The 24,755-nt window shown below is 58.7% G+C and carries 21 protein-coding genes; 5 read left to right on the top strand and 16 right to left on the bottom strand.

The genetic code is table 11. The annotated features are described in order from the left end of the window. Window positions 1-96: 96 nt before the first annotated feature. The 7 genes from VAE57_RS02485 to VAE57_RS02455 form a co-directional block, all read right to left on the bottom strand. Window positions 97-906: a hypothetical protein gene (locus VAE57_RS02485; protein WP_322820336.1), complete on the bottom strand. Its 810-nt coding sequence runs from the start codon at window positions 904-906 to the stop codon at window positions 97-99. A 415-nt stretch (window positions 907-1,321) separates the two neighbouring features. Then, a complete protein-coding gene (locus VAE57_RS02480) occupies window positions 1,322-3,658 on the bottom strand; it encodes a transglycosylase SLT domain-containing protein (protein WP_322820335.1) in 2,337 nt (778 codons plus the stop codon). Window positions 3,659-4,266: 608 nt separating this feature from the next. Beyond that, the gene (locus VAE57_RS02475; protein ID WP_322820334.1) at window positions 4,267-5,334 is read right to left on the bottom strand and encodes a glycosyltransferase family 4 protein; all 1,068 of its coding nucleotides are present in this window, start codon (window positions 5,332-5,334) and stop codon (window positions 4,267-4,269) included. Next, window positions 5,331-5,708, bottom strand: a complete 378-nt coding sequence (locus tag VAE57_RS02470) for a hypothetical protein (RefSeq protein ID WP_322820333.1) — start codon at window positions 5,706-5,708, stop codon at window positions 5,331-5,333. Before VAE57_RS02470 ends, VAE57_RS02475 begins: the two co-directional genes overlap by 4 nt. Then, entirely contained in the window at window positions 5,705-6,613 is a 909-nt protein-coding gene (locus VAE57_RS02465) for a MoxR family ATPase (RefSeq protein ID WP_322820332.1), read from the bottom strand. The genes VAE57_RS02470 and VAE57_RS02465 overlap by 4 nt, the downstream gene beginning before the upstream one ends. Window positions 6,614-6,676: 63 nt before the next feature. After that, window positions 6,677-7,345, bottom strand: a complete 669-nt coding sequence (locus VAE57_RS02460) for a TIGR04283 family arsenosugar biosynthesis glycosyltransferase (RefSeq protein ID WP_322820331.1) — start codon at window positions 7,343-7,345, stop codon at window positions 6,677-6,679. A 20-nt stretch (window positions 7,346-7,365) separates the two neighbouring features. Then, window positions 7,366-8,472 carry a TRM11 family SAM-dependent methyltransferase gene (locus VAE57_RS02455; RefSeq protein WP_322820330.1) on the bottom strand — a complete coding sequence of 369 codons (1,107 nt, stop codon included), beginning with the start codon at window positions 8,470-8,472 and terminating at the stop codon, window positions 7,366-7,368. A gap of 135 nt (window positions 8,473-8,607) precedes the next feature. Here VAE57_RS02455 and VAE57_RS02450 point away from each other — a divergent pair, with 135 nt between their 5' ends. The 3 genes from VAE57_RS02450 (at window position 8,608) to VAE57_RS02440 (ending at window position 11,689) form a co-directional block, all read left to right on the top strand. Further along, the gene (locus VAE57_RS02450) at window positions 8,608-9,240 is read left to right on the top strand and encodes a uracil-DNA glycosylase (protein ID WP_322820329.1); all 633 of its coding nucleotides are present in this window, start codon (window positions 8,608-8,610) and stop codon (window positions 9,238-9,240) included. 36 nt (window positions 9,241-9,276) lie between these two features. Further along, window positions 9,277-9,864 carry a hypothetical protein gene (locus VAE57_RS02445; protein WP_322820328.1) on the top strand — a complete coding sequence of 196 codons (588 nt, stop codon included), beginning with the start codon at window positions 9,277-9,279 and terminating at the stop codon, window positions 9,862-9,864. Between the two features lie 154 nt (window positions 9,865-10,018). Further along, window positions 10,019-11,689 (top strand): ribonuclease J, encoded by a 1,671-nt coding sequence (locus VAE57_RS02440; protein WP_322820327.1) that lies wholly within the window; start codon window positions 10,019-10,021, stop codon window positions 11,687-11,689. Between the two features lie 47 nt (window positions 11,690-11,736). Here the strand turns inward: VAE57_RS02440 and dcd are convergent, their stop codons facing one another. From dcd to serC, 4 genes are all read right to left on the bottom strand, one after another. Beyond that, a complete protein-coding gene (dcd, locus tag VAE57_RS02435; protein WP_322820326.1) occupies window positions 11,737-12,297 on the bottom strand; it encodes a dCTP deaminase in 561 nt (186 codons plus the stop codon). 91 nt (window positions 12,298-12,388) lie between these two features. Continuing rightward, window positions 12,389-13,498 (bottom strand): glycosyltransferase, encoded by a 1,110-nt coding sequence (locus tag VAE57_RS02430; RefSeq protein WP_322820325.1) that lies wholly within the window; start codon window positions 13,496-13,498, stop codon window positions 12,389-12,391. A 168-nt stretch (window positions 13,499-13,666) separates the two neighbouring features. Next, window positions 13,667-14,047 carry a VOC family protein gene (locus VAE57_RS02425; protein WP_322820324.1) on the bottom strand — a complete coding sequence of 127 codons (381 nt, stop codon included), beginning with the start codon at window positions 14,045-14,047 and terminating at the stop codon, window positions 13,667-13,669. Continuing rightward, the gene (gene serC / locus VAE57_RS02420; protein ID WP_322820323.1) at window positions 14,040-15,122 is read right to left on the bottom strand and encodes a 3-phosphoserine/phosphohydroxythreonine transaminase; all 1,083 of its coding nucleotides are present in this window, start codon (window positions 15,120-15,122) and stop codon (window positions 14,040-14,042) included. The genes VAE57_RS02425 and serC overlap by 8 nt, the downstream gene beginning before the upstream one ends. Window positions 15,123-15,208: 86 nt before the next feature. On the opposite strand from serC, the gene VAE57_RS02415 reads away from it, so the two are divergent. Further along, entirely contained in the window at window positions 15,209-16,492 is a 1,284-nt protein-coding gene (locus VAE57_RS02415) for an NAD(P)/FAD-dependent oxidoreductase (RefSeq protein ID WP_322820322.1), read from the top strand. Window positions 16,493-16,563: 71 nt separating this feature from the next. Continuing rightward, window positions 16,564-17,178 (top strand): SH3 domain-containing protein, encoded by a 615-nt coding sequence (locus VAE57_RS02410; RefSeq protein ID WP_322820321.1) that lies wholly within the window; start codon window positions 16,564-16,566, stop codon window positions 17,176-17,178. A gap of 341 nt (window positions 17,179-17,519) precedes the next feature. On the opposite strand, the gene VAE57_RS02405 is transcribed toward VAE57_RS02410, so the two are convergent. From VAE57_RS02405 to VAE57_RS02385, 5 genes are all read right to left on the bottom strand, one after another. After that, on the bottom strand, window positions 17,520-18,770 hold the full coding sequence (locus VAE57_RS02405) for an ABC transporter permease (RefSeq protein ID WP_322820320.1): 1,251 nt from the start codon (window positions 18,768-18,770) through the stop codon (window positions 17,520-17,522). A 36-nt stretch (window positions 18,771-18,806) separates the two neighbouring features. Beyond that, window positions 18,807-19,610 carry an ABC transporter ATP-binding protein gene (locus VAE57_RS02400; RefSeq protein WP_322820319.1) on the bottom strand — a complete coding sequence of 268 codons (804 nt, stop codon included), beginning with the start codon at window positions 19,608-19,610 and terminating at the stop codon, window positions 18,807-18,809. Between the two features lie 24 nt (window positions 19,611-19,634). Beyond that, window positions 19,635-21,395 (bottom strand): efflux RND transporter periplasmic adaptor subunit, encoded by a 1,761-nt coding sequence (locus tag VAE57_RS02395; RefSeq protein ID WP_322820318.1) that lies wholly within the window; start codon window positions 21,393-21,395, stop codon window positions 19,635-19,637. Continuing rightward, window positions 21,392-22,036 carry a TetR/AcrR family transcriptional regulator gene (locus VAE57_RS02390; RefSeq protein WP_322820317.1) on the bottom strand — a complete coding sequence of 215 codons (645 nt, stop codon included), beginning with the start codon at window positions 22,034-22,036 and terminating at the stop codon, window positions 21,392-21,394. The genes VAE57_RS02395 and VAE57_RS02390 overlap by 4 nt, the downstream gene beginning before the upstream one ends. 1,962 nt (window positions 22,037-23,998) lie before the next feature. Further along, the gene (locus tag VAE57_RS02385; protein WP_322820316.1) at window positions 23,999-24,334 is read right to left on the bottom strand and encodes a zinc-ribbon domain containing protein; all 336 of its coding nucleotides are present in this window, start codon (window positions 24,332-24,334) and stop codon (window positions 23,999-24,001) included. Window positions 24,335-24,755 lie beyond the last annotated feature (421 nt).

Raw genomic sequence — 24,755 nt, 5'->3', positions numbered from 1 at the left:
TTTTTGCGCTGCTATTTGGATAATCATATACCGCCTACCGACATCTGACAAGCCTACCGGTAGGCGGTTCAACAACACCTCAGATCAGATCAGTGATTACGGACGCCCGCGACCACGATTAGGTCCGCCAGCCCATGGTGGAGGACCGTTGAAGGAACAATCACGGATCTCGATTGTCCGGTCAGGTGTAATAATGCGGCACGCATCAAGATCGATTCCCCGCCGTGCCCACGGTGGTCCCATCCAGTCTATCTGACCAACCACGGTAATTGGCGTGCCGACAGGAACATTGATGCGCTGATACCAGGGTGGGCCGGGATCTACTACAATCTGACCGGTGCCATCATCGAGCATGAACTCGTTCTCATCGACATAGACACCACTGCGACCGCTGATAGTAACGATCTGATAGAGAAATGCATTCGGATTAGCCTGAATCTGCCCAATCGTGGGTGAATTACTCTGATTTGCCGGCGGACTCTGTGATGGGGGCGAATTCGCCGGAACGGACGAACCGAAGGAGCAGTCGCGGATATCGATTGTGCGGTCAGGCAGCGTAATGCGACAAGCATCAAGATCAACGCCACGCGGTGACGATGGTGATCCTATCCAGTCGATCTGACCGACCACCGTTATCGATGTACCAACAGGAATAGTGATAAGCTGAGCCGAGGATGGCGTGTCAACCACAATTTGACCGGTGCCGTCATCGAGTATAAATTCGTCCTCGCCAACGTAGATACCGCTACGGCCGCTAATGGTAACGACCTGATCGATAAACGCATTCGGATTGGCCTGAATCTGGCCAATCGTTGGTGAGGTGCTCTGTGCTGCTACCGAACCCACCGGATTGACAAGAGTGGACAGTCCGGTAACGATTAATACCACAAGAATGACACGGATCATTAATTTCTCCTTTTTTATCGTGACGAAGAATGTCATCCACTCCACAACCGTCTTTTTCAGGATAGCAACACCTCCTGTGTCAGGACTGTGAGAGAGCTGAAAATCGGCTGAATCTTTTTCTTTCACCGCAGGCATAGTGCAGCATGTGTATGTAGTTCATCCCATCACCAATACTCATCTGGCTGTGGGAATGGCTTCAAGAACGAATAGAACACGTGAACGAACAAACAAAAGAAAGTCTGGCGATGATCTGAAGGTCGTCATCTCTAACCCATCTCCCAACGCACGGTCGAGGGGAGATGAGCGGTGTACGCCATGGCTTCCTGATGAGGAAGAAATCGCGTCAGACCATACATGCTGTCCGCGCTTGCAGGGAGAGAAACAGGGTTTGGGAGTGAGGGGAGGCCACCATCCCTTACTCTATATACAACCCGCGATAGACCCCATAAAACGCATAGACTGCCCACACGTAATTCCGCGTTTCCGCAAAGTCGATGGTCTCCACAAAGCGATCCGGATCACTGACTACAGTGCCATTGGCCCAGCGCTGTGCATTGCCGAGACCACCGTTGTAGGCGGCCAGCGCACCGTGCAGGCTGCCGTTCATGTCGCTGATCCGGCGACCCAGGTAGAAGGCGCCGAAGCGAATGCTGACATGTGGTCGGTAGAGGTCGTCAAGATTGAAATCACTGATCCCCAGGTTTTGGGCAATCCCGCGCCCAGTATCGGGCATCACCTGGGTCAATCCGCGTGCGCCCACCCACGAGGTTGCGCTCGGTTGAAAGAGGCTCTCTTGCCGGATGAGGGCGTAGAGTAAGAATGGATCAACCCCGAAGGCGGCTGCTTCACGCTGTACCACATCCGCATACGGTGTCGGAAAGCGCAGACGGAGTAATGCCGACGGTGGCGGTGCGGCAGTGGCCGGCGCAAGGCGATTGATGCGTTCAGCAGCCAGTAGTGCAGGGTAGGTGGCACCGGCCTGATAGGCGACCTGCGCCAGCGCCAACAGATTCAGCGGCGAGTCTCCGGCCCGGCGCAGGCCATCGAGCCATTCGCCGTGCGCTTCAGTGTATAGCCCCACTTCGCGTAGGAGCTGGGCCCGTTCAGCTACGCCAACCATGCCGGGATCGGTCTCACCACTTGTCCAGCTCAGTATCCAATCGCTCAGTACTGCCCAATCGTCGTTGCTAATGGGTGCAGCAATAGGGATTGATCCCGCTATGATCGTGCCCGACTCCTCAGCCGCTCGCACTGCGTAGTAACTTTCCGGTGCAGCCTGGATTGCCTGTTGGAAGAAGGTGGTGGCCGCCTCGTCACCCATCTGTTTCGCCACTCGTCCGGCCCAGAATGCGCCTAACGCCTGTCCGATCCCTTCTCCCTTTTCTGCCAGCAATCGCCAAAGTTCCCCGGCACCGGCCAGATCGCCGGCATCGAAACGCGCCAGGGCAATCCGATGCAGCGCGGTCAGGCCAACCGTTGTTGTCGGATACCGCTGGCCGAGTTCGAGCCGGGTAGCGGTTGCCGCTGCGCTATCGCCGAGCCGGTCGTACAACTGGGCCGCCCGGTCGAGGGCAATCGGCGCTCGCGGATCATCCGGCTGATCATCCGCATATTGACGGTAGAGCGCTGCTGCTTCAGCAGTGGCCCCGCTCTGCCCATAGGTCTGAATCCAGTCCAGCGCGGCCTGGCGGGAGGTATCACTGCCCGGCTCACGCTCACGCGCTGCGGCCAGATCGGTCAATGCTCCCTCGAAATCGCCCAACACACGCCGGGCCAGCCCGCGCTGGCGCAGCGCTTCGCCGGGATTCTGCTCACGCGCCAGGGCAATATCGAGCATGCCAATCACGTCATTCCAGCGTTCGACGGCGCGATAGGCCGCAGCCGCTGCAAACGGGTCGATCTGCAGGTCGCCAGCAGCGCGGAGCGCATCGACGGCGCTGACCGTCTCGGCCCCGGCGAAGGCGGCCAGTGCTTCACGGCGCAACGCATTGGCGGTCGCTGTATCACCGGCGGTTGCAGCCAGATCGGCAGCCTGAACCAGCATGCGTGCCCGGTAATCAGCCTGGGTGGCGAAGGACAGGATGTTGCGGGCGTAATCGATGGCATCGGACAACCGCCCCTGTGCAACGGCCAGCGTCATCGCCCGTTCGTAAGCGGTGGCACGCTGACCGGCAGCCATTTCACCGGCGGCAGCCCGCAGATAGGTGGTCTCAGCCTCGACCAGACGATTGAGCACCTGTAACTGTGCAGCGGCCCGCATTGCGGCATACGGCGCCAATGGGGTATTCAGCGCTTCATATTGGGCATACGTTGCTACGGCAGCCTCGTGCATACCGGCAGCCTCATGGGCGCGTGCGGTCAGAAACAGGGCCGGCGCATACGCCGGCGTGCCCGGTACGGCGATCAATGGCCGCAGCACTTCAGCCGCCGATGTCCAGCGCCCACGGTCGGCGAACGAACGGGCCAATAACAGGCGGGCCGGTGCTGTCTCCGGCGCAGCCGGGAAAACCTGCAACAACTGGCTGAGCAATTCGGCAGCGGTGGCATCATCACCAATCTCAAGCGCTGCCTGCGCCCGTTGCAGCAGATCGGTGGCAGTGATCGGAATGGCAGTTGGTGTTGCCGGCAATGGTTCAGGGGTCACAGTTGCTGATGATTGCGCCATGGGTGCCACGCAGGCAACCAGGTACACACAGAGCCAGCAGGTCAACAGCGCCGCGATACGCTGTCGAGACAACTGCATCAACGCCATACGTGCTCCTTTCTACTCAGAGGCAGTATAGCATTTCTGGGTGCGTCAGGCCGGACGGCAGGGTGAGTGGGTGTGCAAGCACGCCTCACGCGGTTCGTGGCGAGGACGTGCGAAGATGCGCACCGGATGTGCGCACTCCCAGGATCAAATTCAGGCACAGTCCAACGCATGGCACGTAACCCACAACGTACCCTTTCGCCCCCTCGTTCACCGCACCCCTCGGATGGCAATGGGAACGGGCGCATGGCCCGTAGGGGTGGGTTCAGAACCCGTCCCTACACCACCGACACCTTCATGCAGGTGACACGCACGGCACGTCGCGAATAGGACGGATAGTTGTGGTTGTGGATGGGAATGAACTGATCGGTACGTGTCGAAATGCAGTTCGCTACAGGTTGCGGGTGCACCGGAGGCGGGCGCTGCCAGGGGTGAGAGTGTGCATACGCTTCGCATGCGGTTCGTGGCGCGGGAGTGAGCAGATGCGCGCTGGATGTGCGCACTCCCAGGGGCGAGGGGGTGCGGAAATGTGCGCCGGAGGTGCGCGTTCCCAGGGGCGAGAGGCGAGGAAGCCGGGCGTGCGGTACTCACCCACCACCTTACATCTACCCCTATTTCCTCTTCCCTCTCTCCTTTTTCCTCCCTACCCCCAACAACGCCCCGATCACCCGATCCCACGTAATACCATCAACCAGCGGTCTGCCGGCACGACCGAGGCGTGCGGCAAGGGCGACATCGCAGGTCAATTGATCAAGATGACCGGCAATCGCTACCGGGTCAGGAGATGAAACGAGACCATTTTCCCCGTGGCGGACAAACTCCAACACGCCACCTGCATCGTCGGTAGTGATGACAGGGCGAGCGGCACCGAATGCCTCGACCGTCGCAAAGCCGTAATCTTCATCAACCGGTGCGTAGTAGACGGCTCTGGCGTGGGCGTAGAGGTCAATCAACTCATCGTCAGGCACAAAACCGCGAAAACTGACCCGCTCGCCCAGACCGTAGTCGGCAGCCAGACGCTGCAACCGTTCGCGATCAGGGCCGGTGCCGGCGATGATTACCCGAACCGGCGAGGAAGTCTGTGCCAGCGCTGCCAGGAGCAGGTCAATCCGCTTAGCCCGATCAAGACGGGCCGGTGAGAGGATGTAGTCACCGTAGTCACCTGCCCATAATTTGCCGGCGTAGCGGCTGGGCGGATAGAGTGGTGTGCTGCTCAGACCGTTGAAGCGTTCGAGACGCCGGCTGACATTGTGCGAGATCGTGAAACGGGCCTGGCACTCGTTGAGGGCACGACTATCGATCCGAAAGATCTGTTCGCGCACTGCCCGGTGTGAAGGCGAACCGTCAAAATCGCTCAACGGCGTCCCATACCAGTCGTAAGCCTGCCGGTGCTGATGTACCAGCCAGAGCACTTTGCGGGCGTGGCGGATCAGGTATGACGGGAATTTGGTTGCAATCACCAGATCAACCGGCTCGCCGTTGACGTGACTGATGTCGAGCAGGCGCCAGGCGAGGGCACTGTCAATGATGCGTTCTACCGGATGCCACTGAAACGGCAGCGCAACCACATCAACGGTATGGCCGCGGCGCTGCAACTCATCGCGCAGACTTTCCACCAGATATTCAGCGCCACCACGAACGAACGGAACTTGCGTGGCACAGATCAGAATTCGACTCATGATGACGACTGTTCTATCTGGTTGCGCAGGGCAGTCAGTTCGGCACGCAAAGCGGCGTTCTCGGCGGCTAACAGGCGGATGGCCCGTGCCACAGTATCGTTGAACGAGTTTTGTTGTTCGACAATCGGGTTGATGTACCAGCGCAGGTAGCGTCGCACTACTTTGTTGATCAACGCCACGACCTGCTCAAGCGGATTGCGGCCTTCCAACGGCCAGTGAGCGCTAACAACCCGGGTGTACTCTAGCTCTTCCAGTACCCGCTGCAATTCACGTTCGACCGGTGTCGGTTCGGTTGCCGGCAATGCAGCCCGCCGGGCACGCACCTCGGCCCGCAACGCAGCCAGGGTCGCTGCGACATCGATCTCTGCGCTCATGCCACCCCCACACTTGCGCGTTTCAGTAGCTCGTTCAGGCGTTGACCACGAACCTGAGCAATGTCGTCTTGATACTTCAAAATGGCACCGAGCGTATCCTCAACCGCCTGCGGCGTCAGTTCGGTTTGATCAAGCGCTACCAGGGCAGTCACCCAGTCGAGGGTCTCGGCGACGCCGGGCAATTTGTAGAGATCCATCCGGCGCAACTCTTGCACCACCAGCACGACTTGCCGCGCCAGCCGCTCGCTGGCGCCGGGAACGCGAGCCTTGACGATCTGTATCTCTTTATCAAGAGTCGGATAATCCACCCAGTAGAACAGACAACGGCGCTTCAGCGCATCGTGTACTTCACGGGTGCGGTTAGAGGTGATGATTACCGTAGGCGGCACTTCAGCCCGGATGGTGCCGATCTCGGGAATTGAGATTTGCCAGTCAGAGAGCAGCTCCAGCAGGAACGCCTCAAATTCCTCGTCGGCGCGATCAAGTTCATCGATCAGAAGGATAGGTGGTTGATCACCGCGTGCCTCGATTGCCTGCAACAAAGGTCGCTTGATCAGAAACTCCGGCCCAAAGATACTCTGCTGGGCCGCGGTGTTCTGGGCTGCCCCCTGCGCCTCCAGCAGGCGAATTTGTAGCATCTGTCGGGCGTAATTCCACTCGTAGATAGTGGTATTGACATCCAGCCCTTCGTAGCATTGCAGGCGAATCAGTTCTCGCCCCTGCATGCGGGCCAGGGTTTTGGCAATCTCGGTCTTGCCGACACCGGCCTCACCTTCCAGCAGGAGCGGCTTGTTGAGCTTCAGGGACAGAAAGATCGCGGTTGTCAGTGCGCGGTCGGCAATATAGGCATGCGCGGCGAGCGCTGCCTGTAGTTCATCGATTGTCGCGAAAGAGGTATACGTCATAAGGTACGTGCTCCCGGCGTAATGTTTCTCATTGTATTGTACACCGACTCACCGGCCCACCATTCAACGGTACTGACGGGCAATTTCGTAGGGTGACACCCCGACCAGATATTGCAACCAGAGCCAGAAATCGTGGAGCAGTTGACGGACAATGCCGTTGGCGCGAAAGCGGCGGGCCGATGTTACGACTTGCGCCGGTACCACGTGAACCCGCGTCACGGCGCGTGCCCGCCGGAAGAGTTCAACATCTTCAAAGAGGGGCCAATCGGGGAACCCACCCAGGGCCGTGAAGAGATCGCGCCGCAGCACCATACACTGGTCGCCGTAGCTGGTAAGCAGGGAGTCGAACCACATCAACCGTGCTGCCAGGGCCAGCAGCCAATCGGGATCGTCAAACGAGAGACGGAATTTAGCGATCTGTACCTGCGGATCGGCGAACATCGCCTGCAACAACGTAAAGGCATTGGCCGGCAAGCGTGTATCGGCGTGCAGAAAGACCAGCAGATCACCACCGGCAAGTTCAGCACCGGCATTGAGCTGGCGGCCACGCCCACGCGGTGCATTCACCACCTTCGCTCCGGCAGCTCGCGCTAGCCGCGGTGTGTCATCTTCACTCCCGCCATCGGCGACAATGACTTCGACCGTCGGATCGATCTGACGTACTGCCTGGATACAGGTGGTGATCTGCGCAGCTTCATTCAGTGCCGGAATAATCACACTTATCTTGAGCATAGCTCCTCCTGGCGAGAAGGTCAGCGGCGCTGGAACAGAAACAGATATTCGTGCTTGAAAACGTAAAAACCACCGGCCAGGGCCCGGTACCGCCACAGTTCATTGCTGCCCCGCTTGCCCTGGGTGCCGGTAATATTCTTGACAATGATACTCTTCAGGCGAAAGCCGCAGGAGCGCACCGCTTCCATCGCCTGAAAACCGAGCGGATACCACTCACCCTGCCGATACATGTCTCCGATAACCAGCACCAGATAGCGCTCACGATCCAGCAGTCCGGCGACCCGTTCGGTCAGGGTGGTCAGGCGCTGCAGAAACTCATCAACGGTCGGTGCATTCGAGAGATCGCGCGGATCGTCACTAAACCGGATAATGTCGTGGTAGGGTGGGTGGAGCAACATCAGTTGTACTGTACTGGTGCCGTAACGTCGCAGCAGATCCGCAAAATCCACTGCCAGGCTATCACCCTGCTCGATAACCGCAACGGTCGGATGTGGAGCCGGCTCGGCAGCCAGTAACTCTTCGACATGGCGCACCATCGCTGGCTGAAGTTCCACCCCTATCGCGTTGCGTCCCAGGCGCCGGGCCTCGATCAGGGTTGTCCCTGAGCCGGCAAATGGATCAAGCACCCACTCACCGGGGCGGGTATAGCGACGGATGAATTGATGAGGAATCTGCGGGACGAAATTCCCCCAGTAGTCGGCGCGGTGAACACCGGAGCCATCACGTCGCTCGATTAACCAGAGACTATCGGTCAGAATGTCGTCATATTCTTTCCAGCGCCGTAAATCGATATCGCTATCCGGCGCAAAGCGCGGGCCATCCATTGAGCGTTGCAGGCGGTTAAGGTAATAATGGGCCCGCTCCAACGTTTGGGCGGCAGCGATCTGTTCCAGTTCCGCCTGCAAAACCTCTGGCGTAAAGCGGATCGCCTGATCATCGGCAGCGTGCAATGGATCGTGTTCGTCCAGCAACCGCTGTTGCACCTGTTCCAGTCTGGTACGCAGTTCGCCTGGGGTTGGCGCAGCGAACAACCCGGCGATCACCGCCGTCAACTCCGCTCGATTAAGCAGCCACTGGGGCGAATCCGCATGCGACGGCGACTGGGCCGAGGACGAACGTTCTGTCATGGGCGACTATTCCTGTCGGGCAAATCGGCTATTACTGGTAGTGTAGCATAAAATCAGCCGGATCGAAAATCTGCAACCATCCGATTGGTATGCTATAATATAAATCGGTAAAGCTGAACATGCGAGGGTAAGCGCGTGACAGCCGATCATACATTATTTGCTATTGCGCAAGAGGTGCAACACTGCACCGCCTGTAATCTGCACAAAGGACGTACTCGTGCGGTACCCGGCGAGGGGCCGGCAAATGCACGTATTATGTTAATTGGTGAAGGGCCGGGCTATCACGAAGACCGGCAGGGTCGTCCGTTTGTTGGTCCTTCCGGCCAGTTCCTGACCGACCTGCTGGCGCTAGCCGGTTTGCGGCGCGACGAAGTGTATATTGCGAATGTTGTAAAATGTCGCCCGCCCCAGAATCGTGATCCCGAACCAGAAGAAATTGCGACATGTACGAAACTGTTTCTGATGCGCCAGATTGCGGCCATTGATCCGGCAGTGATTGTGACGCTAGGGCGCTTTTCGATGGGTCTGTTTTTGCCTGGTGAACGGATTTCGCGTATTCACGGTCAACCGCGTTATGTTCAGGGGCGATTAATCGTGCCGATGATCCACCCGGCGGCTGCACTTCATCAGCCGCAGAACCGGCCATTGCTCGAAGCCGATTTTCGCCGCCTGCCCGAAATTCTGGCCGAAGCCGAGCGGCAACGAAAGACAGCTTCGACTCCAGCACCACAGGCCGACGAGCCGCCTGAGCAGCTCCGTCTCTTTTGACCATTGGCCGCAAGTCGCCAGCAATGCGACGATTCAATGTCACAGAACTATCGCCTCGCGCCGGCAGGACGGCGTGACAACCTGTTGATGATTGCCGTAGCCATGATCCTCTGGGTCTTTGCGGTGTGGAGTGTGTCCAGTACGCTCCGGCTGAGTCTCCATCCCGCCGCATTTCCGTCTGATCTGCAACGGCTTCTGGCTCAACCGCCGGCACTTGAGCAGACAGTGCCGGCACTGCTGATGCTGGTGCTGGTTGTGGCCACGCCCCTGCTGATCTGGAACCTGATTGCCGAATGGGACGCGACGTTTCGCCCGGAAGCAGAGGGACTTCAGTACGAAACGCTGGGTATTCGTTTGTGTTATCCCTGGCATGTGATGAGTGCTATTCAGCCGCACCCGGTGACACCCGATGAAGCGGCTGTGATCCTGTGCTGGTACGATCCGGCTGAAACAATATCTAATCCGCTGCGCCGTTGGCTGCATCGCCAGACCCATGGCCGCCAACGCCTGATCATCGGTGCCGGGATTGAACGACGGGCGGAACTGCTCAGGGTAATCGAAGAGGAAATGGCGCGTGCGCGATCACGCGCTACGACAGACACGGTACATATGCCGGCATCTTGATGCCGACGACAACCAAAAGGGACGTTCAGGGTTCGGGTATGCCCTGTCAACATACGTGTGTAAGGCGCCTGCGCTGGAGCGCCTTTGTAAGCAAATATCTGGATACAACAGAAAGGAGTAGGGATCGTCTGCACAACGATCCTGGTAGAAATCTATGGCCAAACAACGTCTCCGTGTGATTCCACTCGGTGGCGCCGGGGAGGTCGGTCGGAACATGTGGGTGGTCGAGTATGGCGATGACATCGTCATTCTTGACTGTGGCGTCATGTTTCCCGATGCCGATATGCTCGGCGTTGATCTCGTGTTGCCCGACATTACCTACTTACGCGAGAAGACGGATCATATTCGCGGTATTCTTCTCACCCACGGTCACGAAGACCATATCGGTGCCGTGCCACATCTGATCGCCGATTTAGGGTTTCCACCGATCTACGGTACCAGACTGACCCTGGGCCTGCTTGGCAATCGGTTGCGCGAACATCGTTTGCACGATAAGGTAACAACAGTTCAAATCAATGAACGGGTGCCGTTTCAGGTTGGTCAGTTTACTGTCGAAGCCTTCCACATTGCCCACTCTATCCCCGATGCAGTCGGGTTTGCCATTACCACACCTGCCGGTCTGCTGGTCTACCTGACCGATTGGAAGCTTGACCATACGCCGGTTGATGGTCGTCCGACTGATCTGGAGAAGATTGCCGAGCTTGGTAATCGCAAGCCGCTGGTACTGGTAACCGATTGTGTACGGGTTGAGTCAAAAGGTTACACTCCCAGCGAAGCGACTGTTGGCGAAGCCTTTGATAATATCTTCGCTACCGCACCGGGCCGGATTATTGTTGCAACCTTCGCCTCGAACATCAGTCGGGTGCAGCAGGTGATCGATTCGGCAGAGACGTATGGCCGTAAGGTCATGTTGGCCGGGCGGAGTATGGAAACCAATGCCCGTATCGCCTTCGAGTTAGGCTATTTGCGGGCCGATGAAAGCACCATCATCCGCCCACACGAGATGTCGGCCTACTCCGACGAGGAGATTGCCATCGTCTGCACCGGTAGCCAGGGTGAGCCAATGTCGGCCCTTAACCGCATGGCAAACCGTGACTATCCGAATGTCAAGATCAAACCCGGCGACACGGTAGTGCTCTCGGCTACGCCGATTCCCGGCAACGAGGTGAGTGTCAATAAGGTGATCAACAACCTCTTCAAACTGGGGGCTGATGTCATTTATGGCCCCGAAGCACGAGTCCACGTCTCCGGGCATGCCGCTCAGGAAGAGTTGAAGCTGGTGCTGGCGTTGCTGCGCCCCAGCTACATCGTGCCCTTCCACGGCGACTATCGCCATCTAATGCTCTACCGCAAGCTGGCGACAACGATTGGCGCGGTGCCCGACAGTGAACGGGTGCTGCTGGCCGAAGGGGGGACAATTATGGAGTTCTCCCCCGGTTTCGGCAAGATTACCGGCAAGGCCCCGGTTGGGTATATCTACGTTGATGGTACGACAGTTGGTGATGTGGGCAATGTTGTTGTCCGTGATCGTCAGTTGCTGGCTAAAGACGGTATGCTGATCGTGGTGGTGAGCATCGATAGCGCCACCGGTCAGCTCGTTGCCGGGCCAGACGTGGTTTCGCGTGGCTTCGTCTATATGCGCCAGAGCCAGGATTTGATCGAGGCCACCAAAGAAACGGTGCGCGCTGCTCTGGCCAACCGCAATGGCAGTAACCCGGTGGACGCAGCCTATATCAATCGCAAAATTCGCGATGTGGTGAGTGAATTCCTCTACCGCGAGACGCGGCGACGGCCAATGGTACTGCCGATGGTCATGGAAGTGTGATTGCGGTCGCGAGCGAGACGTTGTGGCAACCACAACGTCTCGCTGCATTACGGATCGATCCGTGGTAATACAATCCCTGTCTGCCCCTGATATTTGCCCTTCTTGTCGGCATACGACACCTCACACGGCTCGTCACTCTCCAGGAACAAGACCTGCCCAATACCCTCGTTCGCATAGATGCGCGCCGGGAGCGGGGTTGTGTTGCTGATTTCAATCGTGACGTGACCTTCCCATTCCGGTTCGAGCGGGGTAACGTTGATGATGATGCCGCAGCGAGCATACGACGATTTGCCGATCACGATGCAACTCACTGTGCGTGGGATGCGAAAATACTCCAGCGATTGCGCCAGCGCAAACGAGTTCGGTGGAATATCGACGTAATCGGCACGAATATCAACGAAGGAGCGTGGATCGAATTGCTTCGGATCGACGAGGGCGTTGTAGACATTGGTGAAGACTTTGAAGTGGTCGGTGACGCGCATGTCGTAACCATACGAGGTCAGACCATACGAGATAACCCCCCGGCGTACCTGGTGATCGACAAACGGCTCAATCATGCCGTGTTCGAGTGCCATACGGCGAATCCAGCGATCTGATTTAATTGGCATTGGTGACTCCTTACGGTTGGTGAATGCTGCTTTCTAGCATACAATCTCTGCCTGATAAAGAACATTACAGCTCGCTTTATTCAGGTACTGCTCACCGCTCATTCTGCACCATCTCCTCGTAGACGGCGACGTGACGACGGGCGATGGCCGTCTGCGTAAACGAATCCAGCACTCGTTGCCGTCCACGCCGACTCAGGTCGTGCCAGCAATCGGGATATTCGATCAAGCGCATAAGTGCTCTCTGCAACGCGGCGACATCACCTTCGGGAAAGACGATCCCGGCATCGCCGATAACGTGCGGGATTTCGCCGCACGTCGATCCGATCACCGGCACGCCACAGCTCATCGCTTCAATCAATACCCGCCCAAACTGCTCTTTCCAGTTGGCCTGGGTGCGCGATGGCAAAACCAGCACATCAAGATCACGCATCACTGCCGGCACCGCAGTACTGCTCACCGCCGGCCTGATCTCAAGCCGCTCGCTCACCCCCAAAGCTGCTGCCAGTTTTTGCAAACGTGTACGCTCGATCCCATCACCGATCAGCCGCAGCCGGACAGCGGGCGGCAGACCGGCCAGCGCCTGCACCAGATCGGCTACCCCTTTTTCCGGTACCAGCCGACCAACGTAGCCGACAACGAAGGTTGAGCGTCGGTGCCCGGCATCACGCGGCGTGAAGAGATCGGGATCAACCCCAAACTGGGGAATAATGCTGAGCGGCCCTTTGTAGCCGTGACGGCGTAAAATGGCTGCTGCTTCCCGATTCCCGGCAATCGCGTGCGCAGCCTGGCGCAAGTTGTAGCGTTCAAACCACGAGAACGGTGGAGGGTAGCGCCGATCAATGTTGGCCCAGTTGTAGAAACAGCAGTGCGCACCGATAGCCCGTCCGGCCCGCATAGCCAGAAAAGTAGCGAGGTTAAAACTCTCTTCATCAATGTGGAAGACCTGTGGCCGCAGGCGGGCGAGCAGCGACCGTAAGCCGGGGTAGAAATGAATGTGATGATGACCATTCCAGACGATAGGCACTGTCAGCAGGGTATAGCCCTCTGTAAAGCGCCGTTCGAGCGGGATTAGTCCAACCCGCGGTTCACGCCAGCCGTCCGGTGTTAGAACGATCAACTCTACCCCAAGGCGAGCGATCTCCTCCAGCTTGCGCTGGTAGGCTCCGGCGACCACGGCCTTCGAGAGCATGACAACACGCATAAGTGACTATCTCGACGTAGTAGCTAACCAGGTAAGCCGTGACCGGTCGGTTGCGGCGGTCACGGCGGCATTATATCAAGTTCTTGCCTCATGCACGCACTACGGCAGGCGGTACGCCAGGTTTGCAGCAGTCCATCGCCCGCTCGGTCACAGATGGATGAAACTGCCTCAACTCTCGTCGAACGGATGGAGAAACCGCTGCACTTCCAACCGATAACCGTCGGGATCACGGACAAAGAAGTGGTAGATGCGATACCGCAGGTTTTCGCGAGGTGGGCCGTCGGTGGCAATGCCGGCAGCAACCAGCCGCTCATAGATCGCATCAACCTCGCTACTGACAATCGTCAGGATGAGACGGTCATCGGCAATCGCTGGCTCAGTGCGCTGGCACAAACCGAGGTAACCACCCCGCGCTACCCGGTAGATATGAATCCCGCCCTGATCCAGCACCAGCGGCAGGCCGAGTGCATCGGCGTAACACCGGGCACTCGCCTGCAAATCGGTGACCGGGATGAAGGTGATGGCTGCCGCGTAAGGATGCTCATCCATGGCGTTTGGCGAAGTCTTGCATAAAGTCAGCCAGCGCTGCCGCCGACTCCGGTGCGACCGCATTGTACAGTGATGCGCGAATGCCGCCTACCGAACGATGACCGGCCAGCCCGACCATTCCGGCGGCCTGGGCTTCATTCAGAAATTGCTTTTCCAGTTCGGGCGTGGGCAGACGGAAGGTTACATTCATCAGTGAACGCACTGCCGGCACCGCATGACCGCTGTAGAAACCATCGCTACCATCAATCGCCGCGTAGACCAGTGCCGCCTTGCGGGCGTTCCGTTCGGCCATCGCCGGCAATCCACCCTGATCCTTGATCCACTCCAGCACCAGATTCACCATATACACCGCAAAGACGGGTGGCGTGTTGTAAAGCGAATTGTTTTTGGCGAACGTGGCGTAGCGCATAATGACCGGCAGGTCTTTGCGTGTGCGCTCGATCATATCCTGCCGAATCACGACCACAGTAACACCCGCCGGCCCCAGGTTCTTCTGCGCACCGGCGTAGATCAGCGCGAAGCGCTGCGCCGGGAATGGCCGCGAGAGAAAATCACTGCTCATATCGGCGACCAGCGGTACCGAACCGAGATCAGGCAGCTCAGCCGGCCACTGCACCCCCTGAATCGTCTCGTTAGTGGTGAGGTGGAGATAGGCCGCCTGTGGGTCAGGCGTAATCGCATCGGTAGAGGGCAAACTGCGGTAGCCATCGGCGGCTGTGCTTGCCAGCAACCGCACCGTACCAACCCGCTGCGCCTCTTCATACGCCTTCTCGCCCCAGGTACCGGTGACGATATACTCAGCAGTTGCACCGGCAGGCAACAGGTTGAGCGGGATCAGGGCAAATTGCATCGAGGCACCGCCCTGCATAAACAACACCCGATAATCGTCACCCAGACCCAGCAGCGCCTTCAGATTGGCTTCCGCTGCCGCATTGATTGCCTCATATTCCTTGCTACGATGGCTTATTTCAAGAACGGACATCCCGCAGCCGTGGTAATCAGCCAGTTCCGCCTGCGCACGTGCGATCACGTCAGGCGGCAACGCTGCCGGGCCGGGATTGAAGTTGTGGATCATGATGTCCCCCTTTATCCTCTCAATCAGGCTCGCTGTGAAACATAGTATACTCGAAATGGTAACGTACTTAACTAGAAGGAAGGAGTATGCAGGTACTTGTTATCGGCGGCGGGGTCGCCGGTCTGGTGTGTGCGCGGACACTCCACCGCAAGGGGTATGAAGTAACGCTGATCGAAGCTACCGATGGTCTCGGTGGCCGGGTGCGTTCTGATCAGGTTGATGGCTTTATCCTCGACCGTGGCTTTCAGGTGCTCTTCACCGCATACCCGGCGGTACAACGGCAACTTCAGCTCGCGGCGTTAGACCTGCGGGCATTCGATCCAGGTGCAGTTGTCGTTTGGCAAGGCCGTCACTTCGTGTTAACCGATCCACTCCGGGATCGTGATCCTGCCGCATTATTCGCGGCAGTGCTGGCACCGGTCGTTCCCTTCAGCGATAAGCTCCGCACCCTCCAGGTGGCGTTGCGCATGCGCCAGCACACGATTGATGATCTGCTGGCCGGCTCGGATCGCACCACGATTGAAGAGTTACGGGCGCTGGGGTTTAGCACCCAGATGATTGACCGCTTCTTCCGCCCCTTCTTCGGCGGCATCTTTCTGGATCGTTCGCTACAAACCAGCGCCAAGTGCTTCCGGTTCAACTTCAAGATGATGAGCGACGGTGAGACGGTGGTGCCGAATCGGGGGATGGGCGCAATTGCCGAACAGCTCGCAACTGATCTGCGCACCGCCGGACGCATACGGCTCAATACACGGGCGGTGGCATTGGTAGAGGAATCTGGCAGGGTATGCGGCGTTCATCTTGCCGACGGCAGTACGATGATAGCCGATGCAGTTGTGCTGGCTACTCCGGCCCACGAAACAGCCCGCCTCAGCGATTTACCGATGCCGGAAGGCCAGCTCGGTTCGGCGTGTGTCTGGCTGGCCACCCGCCAGCAACTGTATCGGGGCAAGAAGCTGATCCTGAATGCCGACGAACAAGCCTTTGTCAACACCCTTGCCCCCATGAGTGCAGTGGCACCGGGCTATGCCCCTGCCGGCTGGCATCTCTACGCCGCGGCGATCCTCGGTGTTCCCGAACAGGATGATAGCACGGTCATCGCCCGCACAATGGTCGATCTGAATCGCATGTTCATCAACGAAGCCACGGCCACCACTGCACTGGCGAATGCCCGTATCCTACGGGTTGACCGGATTCCGTTCAGCCAGTTCCGCCAACCACCCGGCCTACACCCCAACCTGCCCGATAACCGCACCGAACGGCGCGGCCTGTATCTTGCCGGTGAAGTGACGGAAGCCAGTAGCATCAACGCCGCCATGCTCAGTGGGGAACGCTGTGCGGAGGCGATCCAGGCCGATCTGCCACGCTGACAACACGTCAGCAAACAGCTATAATGCATCTAACCGTAGATGCGGTGTTGCGCAAGGGAAGGAGTCGTTTCATGATCAACTATGGCGGCAAGAAGGACGAGGGCGAGGCGGGCAAGGGGGTCGGTGAAGCACTGCGTTCAATGAGTGACCAGATCGGTCGCCAGGCGCAAGAGATCAAGCGGTTGCAGGAAGCGCTTGAGGCAGCGCAGCAGGATGCCGCAGCCGCCGCACAGGCCCGCAAGGCATTGGCCGAGGCCGAAGCACGGCTGGCTCAGATGGAGGCTGAACTGAAGCGGTTGCGCGATCAACAGGCCACAGCCAGTACCGGCGGTAAAACAGTGAGTCCGACGGCATCCGCCGCTGACATCAGTGGTGCCATCGGTGCGCTGGGCAGCAGTGGCGTGGTCAAGATCGGCCCCAGCACCCCGGCAGCCACTCCGACAGCCGGCGGCTTACAGGTTGGTGGTGTGGCGTATGTACAAAAGGCCGGCGGCAAAAATCTGCGCCTGCGCAGTGCCCCTGGCCTCGATTCGACCGTCCTCGACGGCTTGCCCCCCGGCACCCAACTCACGCTGCTGGCCGGCCCGCAAGAGAAGGACGGTTACCCGTGGTGGCAGATTCGCGCAACCGATGGGCGCGAAGGCTGGGTCGCCGGTACCGAACTAGTCACCAGCCCGGAAGATTAAGACGGGGGGCGTCCGTCTCCGGAACCATCACGTGTCGGGTAGAATATGGTTAGCTTGCGTGGTTTGGAATGCGGAGGCGAGGCTTCCGCAGTTGCTGGGCTAGATACCGGGCGCGTGTCTCATCGGTTATTCTGCCGATCACGGGAATAACCTACGTTTTCAGGGTTATCTGGCTGGTCAATGGTGATTAATGAGACCAATCTGGTCGCCCCGCCGAACACCCGTAGGGGCGACGCATACGTCGCCCCTCATCACCGGTAACACACCTGAGAACGCCTCAGCACGCGAGTCACCCCTGGCACCCTGTTGCGCAAGCTGTGGAGTAACGGCGCACCTGCTCGTCACTCATACCGCAACGCCTCAATCGGCGGCAACAGCGCTGCCCGTCGTGCCGGGTAGTAGCCGAACCCGATCCCGATCACCGATGCGAAGGTCAGGGCCAGCACGATGCCGATCCACGAGATGCCGGTGGCAATCCCGCTCACCGTGCTGATCAGCCAGACAATGCCGATTGCGCCGATCACGCCGATTATACTTCCCACCAGACTCAGCGCCACCGCTTCCATCACAAACTGACCAAGCACATCGCCATCGCTGGCTCCCAGCGCCTTGCGTACCCCAATCTCGCGGGTGCGTTCAGTGACTGCGACCAGCATGATGTTCATAATGCCAATGCCACCAACGACCAGGCTGATCCCGGCGACTACGGCAATAAAACCGGTGATAGCGGTACTGATGCCGGCCAGCACGTTCAACGCCTGCGTAGGGGTCTGGAGATCAAAGTCGTTGATGGCATCGGCAGGAACATTCCGCGCTGCCCGCAATGTACGTTCGATCACGGCCACCGCTTCATTGACCTGCTGTTCGCTCTGCAAGCCGAGCAGGATACTGCTCATTTGCAACCCACGCCCCGGCAGGTCAAGATCGCCGATCAGCCGCAGCCGCATGGTACTGACCGGGGTAAAAATGCGGCCATCGGTCGAGAACGGCCCACCGTTTTCGTTGATAATGCCGATAATCTCAATCGGCTGGCCGTTCACCTCAATCGTTTGCCCGATAACATTCCGCAACGCCTCTTTATCGGCGCCGAAGAGATCACGGGCTACCAGCCAGCCCAGTACCCCAACCCGCGCTCCGGTTGCTTCATCGGCGGGGGTGAGAAACCGCCCGTGCAGCATCGGTGTGCGCTGCACCTGGGGATAGTCAGCACTGGTGCCAACGATCAGGGTCTGCACAGCGACCGTACCGGCTCGCGCCTGAGTGCTGACCGTGATTTCTGGCGCAATCGCCCGAAACAGATCAGGACGGTCGGCAACCAGTTGGTTTAACTCCTGATAATCCTGGATTGAAAGTAGACCGTAGCCGGGCACATCACGGGCACCCTTTGCCCGCGGATCGCCCGGTGTCACGGCGATCCGGCGGGTGCCCAGATCGACAAACTGTTCAAAGACCTGCCCCTGCAAGGCGTTCCCCAGTGACAACACTGCAACCAGTGTCCCCGCGCCGATGATGACGCCGAGCATGGTCAGCAACGAGCGAAATTTATTAGCGCGCAGGCTGTCAAACGCCATTGCAATTAACTCAGTGAGCATAGTTCCCTCTCATCATGGTCTGGCCGTACCAGAGTATCAGGCGGCCTCGTCGGTTGGCTGACGCCGCACCGGTACTGGTACCGGCTCCAGATCACGACTCCGCTCAACCTCTTCCAGCACGTCAACCCCGTAGTATTCGCTCAAGATATTGTCAACCAGGCGTCCGTCACGCAGACCGATCACCCGATCCATGTGACGGCCAATCTCCGGATCGTGAGTAACAATCACGATAGTTCGCCCCTGTTCGCGATTGAGCTGGCGAAAGAGCGCCATAATCTCGGCCCCGGTGCGCGTATCGAGGGCACCGGTCGGCTCGTCGGCCAGAATGATCGCCGGATCATGCACCAGGGCACGGGCAATCGCCACCCGCTGCTTCTGCCCACCTGACAGCGTGTTGGGCAGGTTATTGAGCTTGTGGCCCAGACCGACCGCTTCCAGGGCTGCGTGCGCCCGTTCGGCCCGTTCGCGAGCGCCGACCCGCCCATACACCAGTGGCAACTCAACATTTTTCTGCGCCGTCAGGCGGGGCAACAGATTGAAGTTCTGGAAGACGAAGCCCAGTTTCCGATTGCGAATCCGGGCCTGCTCCTGGCGGTTCAGGCGCGAGACATCAACACCATCGAGGATATACTCGCCACTTGTCGGGCTGTCGAGCAACCCGATCAGCGTCATCAGCGTACTCTTGCCACTCCCCGATGGTCCCATAATGGCAACCATCTCGCCCTCTTCAATCGTCAGGCTAATATCGTCCAGCGCAACAAATTCGCCATCGCCGGTTGGGAACGTCTTGCGAATATTGCGCAACTCAACAATTGGCCGCGCTCGATATTCAGTCGTCACAGTGGTACTCCTTCCAGGATTTGATTAGCGCACAACTACCTGCTCGCCTTCAGCCAGACCACTCTGGATTTCGACCAGGCCGTTGGCCTGCAATCCGACCAGGACGGCTCGCTCGCTGATGGTACGCTGTCCATTTTCATCAGTGGTGACAACCTGAACCAGGGTCTTGGCACCTTCATTGCGGATAGCGGTCACCGGAACCTGCAAGACATTGCTGCGCGTGGCGGCAATAATCGCAGCCGTGGTGGTCATCCCGGCGCACACCGGTTGGCCGGACGGATCGAAGGCAACGGTCACGCGATAGGCGGTCACGGCACTGGTACCGGCGGGAAGCGGCTCGATATTCACCACCTCACCGCGGAATGGCGGCCCTTGCAGCGCATCAACCGTCACCTCTACCGGCTGCCCAGGCGCAACCCGCGCCACATCAACTTCATCAACCGTCACTTTCACCAGATAGCGACTGACATCAATCAGGACGATTGGGGTCTGACCGCTGACCGCTTCACCCGCCGTGACATTCACAGCGGCAACCACACCGGCAAATGGTGCACGCAGGGTGGCCTCTTCGAGGCGGATGCGGGCCGCTTCGAGTTGGGCCTGAGCCTGGGCCAGGCGAGCTTCGGCGCGGGCCAGATCGCTGGCCCGCGGATCAGCAGTCAATTGGGCAAGACGGGCCTGCGCCGCAGCGAGTTGTGCCTGCTGGGCAGCAATTGCATTCTGCCGTGCCGCACCGGTCAGACGGGCCAGTTCGGCCTCGGCCCGCGCCAGTTGCGCCCGGGCCGCCGCAATTGCATCGCTGTCAGGGCCGGCCAGAATGGCATCGAAATCGGCCTGTGCACTGGCTACCCGTGCCTCAGCCGCCGCCAGACCACTCACCTCATTTTGCACCGCCGTCTGATAGGCGATTTGGGCCTGGGCTAATGCAGATTCTGCATCGGCCAATGTTCGTGCCGCTCGCTCGAACGCGCGTTCAAAATCGCGCTGCTCGGTCTCATTGAGAGAGCGTCCAGTGCGCGGATCGGTACCATTTGCCTTCACATGCTCCCAATTCCAGTAGGCATCACTGTATGCACTCTGAGCATTGCGCAAAGCATTGGCCTGAGCCTCTACTCGTGCCAGTGCCTCGAATTTAGCCGCCGAGAGCAGATCGCGCTGCCGCTCAAGTTCAGCCTGGGCCTGCACCAGAGCTGCTTCAGCGCGTACCCGTTGCTCATTCGTAGCCCCATTCAGCAACTTCTGCAAACGCTCACGAGCCTCGGTCACCGCAGCCTGTGCAGCCGCAATATCTGCTGGCGTCACATTCGTCTGCGTCTGCGCCAGCCCGGCCTGAGCGGCGGCGACCAGTGCCTCGGCCTCAGCCCGTTGTTCGGGCGTCGCTCGCTCACGTAGCGCCTGTAAATCGGCCTGAGCCAAAGCAACGGCTGCCTCAGCCGCCGCCACATCGGCCCGCAACTGGCGGTCATCGAGGCGCAGCAACGGCTCACCTGCTACAACCTGCTGACCGACGGTCACCAGCACCTCTTGCACCCGACCACCGAGCGTCAGGCTCAACTCGGCGGTCTGGTTCGGCTCAACCGAACCGGTAGCGTTAACGGTCAACCGCAAATCGCCACGGGCTACCGGGGCCAGGCTGAGACCGGCCAGCGGATCGGCGGTCGATGCGGCAGTAAAACGAACAACAACCGTCGCGATAACTGCAATCAAAAGGCCGGCCGCAATCAATACCGGCCAGGGAAGACGGGGCAAACCAAAACGCGGTCGAGACTGAGGTAACGTACTCATACCTGTACTGCTCCTGCTGAAGAATTGGGCGTGGCGTGCTGACCAACGCCGTGCAAAAAGAGATCGACTAACAGAGACGGCGAGACGCTACCCACCCACTGCGCCATCGGATTGGGGGGAGACATCTCGTGAAAGGTTTCGCAGAGACTGAGAAACAGCATCGCTGCTGTCGCCGCCGAAAGATCACTGCGGATCAAACCGGCAGCTATCGCTTCGTCCATCACCTGGGTAAGGGGGGCAAACAAATGCCGGTAAAAAGCAACACTCAACCTGGCACGGGCCGCGTCACCGAGATGCTCCATCATCTCGTGGCGCATCATCCGCATATCGCCTTCATAGTCCATCAGCACCGTTGCCATAGCCTGAAGGCGCTCATTCAGTGGGCAGTCAGTGGTAACCAGATCGGTTAGCGGCTGATGCATTGCTGCCAGCACACGCAACCCCATCTGCACAAAGAGTTCTTCCTTGTCGCTGAAGTAGTAGTAGAGGGTTGGCTTGGTAATACCGGCAACCTGAATAATGTCGTTGATCGAAACTGCCCGATAGCCACGCTGCATAAAGAGCTGCGCTGCCACATCAAGGATGCGGATCGCGGTGGGGCTATCGCTAATACGTGGATCGGGCAGCAGGGTTTGTTCCATCACTTTCAACAGTCTCGTCTAACTAATTCTTACCGACCGGTAAGTAATATACCACGATGAACAAGTATTGTCAATGCTTTGCAAATATTTTGTCAATTATCCTTATATGTGATACAAACCTCTTGCGCGAAGCTGGGTACCTTCAAATAACTCAAGTTGCCACCTGTGCTATGAGCAGACTGTAGAGTCTGACTGTCAGGATGAATAACACGACGTTGCACTCAGCACCGTATGGCGTAACCACGTGAACGATGTGGATCGTAGTCAGTTCCTATGGATGTGCTATGTCGCGCCTCACGGTAGCAACCCCGGTTATACCCATCCTCTGTGTCCTCCGTGTCTCTGTGGTGGTAAAGGTAGCAACTTGGGTTCGGATGTCATCCCCGTGCTGAAGTACCACCCGCAAGCCGCCGGTGGATCGTCGCAAACGCAGGATCAATGCTCGCTCCAGCGTGATGTCAGCGTGATCGTTGGATTGCGGGCCGCGACTTCCATCACGCCAGATGTCATGTGGCACCAGGCGACGCGGGGATTGGCATACAAAATGGGGATGGTGGTATTGGTGCAGGTACGTCCTACCTGTTAGTATTCTTTGTCACATGTTCCTCATTGACTGGTCAGGATGGAATTGGTGGCATTGGCGCAGACGGTAGGGGCGACCATGCGTCGCCCCTACCACCCATCGTAAGCGCAATCACATCTGGTTCAACGGAAGGCATGATACGCGCTGGCATTCCCCAGAGCGCACGCCTCCGGATCGCCACCTGAGAGGGCTGGAAGCGTGCACTTCCGGTGCGCCACCTGAGAACACTGGGAGCGCACGCATCCGGATCGCCATCTGCGAGCACTGGGTGTGCGCGCCTCTGGCGCACCTGCAACCGGTGGAAGCGCACATTCACCCCCAATAACGAGGTCGTTGGGAGTGGCGATCTTCTCCCGCCCCCAGCGGGGGCGGGTTGGGGTGGGGGCGTGTCACAGATGCCCCCTGAGTGCAGCGACATCACGCCTCTCACCACTTCTCACCCTGGAACTGTACCTGAGCGCGACTGTCCGGCGGGATAGCGCACGCCTGAACCGGCCCGCGACGGCGGAGACACACCCTGTACTGGCGAATCCTGCCCCCAGCGGGCTATGCACTACCCACACCTGGTGTCAACCATGTGCGTATCAGCGAGTATGATTGCCATAGGTGCTGTTGTGGGCGACTGGCTCGGTGGTAGTGCGCCGCTCCAGCCGTGCCAACACGTGCTGGATGGATTGCCTTACCTGCTTGTCAGGCGCGTGTCGCACGGTTTGGAGTGCGGCAGCCATGCTGCCGCGCCAGCCGTGCTCACGATCCGGCACGTGGTACATCGTTCCCCATCCTGGTTATGGGGGTGTAGGATGTGCTCGTTTCGATCATCGAGGCGGTCAGACATGAATACGCTACCTGCGCGTAGACGTTTGGCTGTACCAGGTTCGTGCCTGCGCACCATCGGCCACGGCCAGCCCCTGCCGGCGGTGGCGATGATGCCTGCACGCAGGCTGGAAGCCTGCGCCACGGGGAGCCGCCATGGGGAGCAATTGCAGCCCGGCCTAACGCAGCGTGACATGAGGGTAATGCATAACCCAGCGGGGACGTGTGGGGATGGTGGCATTCGTGCAGCGTGAGTCATACCGCAGCGGTAGAGGCGCACAGCTCATCATCAGTGCAATCACACCACTGAGCGCTGCAATGGCGTGCGCAAGCAAGAGTTCCACATTCACCGTGCTCGCCCCCAAGCGTTGTTTGTACCAATCACGGATGCGACATCCGTGATCGCCTCAATCATCTGCTCTGCGGAAAATTAATGAGATGACTGCCAGCAATCCGGTGAATCCCGGATGTGCGGAACACGGCTGTACCAATTGCACGAACGGGTGAAAATGAAAATGGGCGCAGACTCCATCTGCACCCATCCCACTATCGTTCAGGGGCCATACTTAAAATAGCGACCGCTGATTACCGCGCATCTTACTGAAACATGAACTACAGTAGACAGGCTTGGTGCCGCGTGGTACGAATGGGACAGTCGTCTCTTGACCGCAACTGGCGCACGTCACCCGATAAGTAACACGCTCACGATTCGCCGGAGCGGCTGTCGGTCGTCGCCGTTCAGACGCCTCGCTCATTTGAGACTTACGCGCCTTACGGCAAGCTGGACAACGTACCGGCTCATTCACAAAGCCTTTGGCGGCGTAAAATTCTTGTTCTCCCGCTGTGAAGACGAAATCCATCCCGCAATCCCGACAGGTCAGGGTCTTGTCTGCGAAGCTCATGGCTCGCTACTCCTCTAGCACAACAACGAAGGGTTCGTGGTCGGTTTGGGGTTGCGTTGCGTCCGAACTCGACCGAGAGGAGGCTCAGAGGGGATCGCTAGCGCGTACCAGATCCGTACCATTCTTGAATGTTGATTATACCAAATTTTGACAATCGTGAGAAGTCAGATTTTTGCATCTTCACTATCTTCGTGTCGCGTATTTGAAGCAGGGCAACTATGCTTCCACACTAACCGCACTACCACCCTGTGCGCCGGGGTAACGTTCACTCGCCGCCCTCAAAATGTACTAGAACTCCCGATCTGGATGCGTTGCCGTGCCCGCCCCCCATCCACGTGTCGCGATGTGTGGAGTGCGGCAGCCATGCTGCCGCGCCAGCCGTGCTCGCGATCCGGCACAGAGCACGCCGTTGACCCAGCTG

The sequence above is a fragment of the Chloroflexus sp. genome, from assembly GCF_034434295.1.
In the GTDB taxonomy this organism is placed as follows: Bacteria; Chloroflexota; Chloroflexia; order Chloroflexales; family Chloroflexaceae; genus Chloroflexus.
This window is presented reverse-complemented; position numbering and strand designations above follow the sequence as displayed.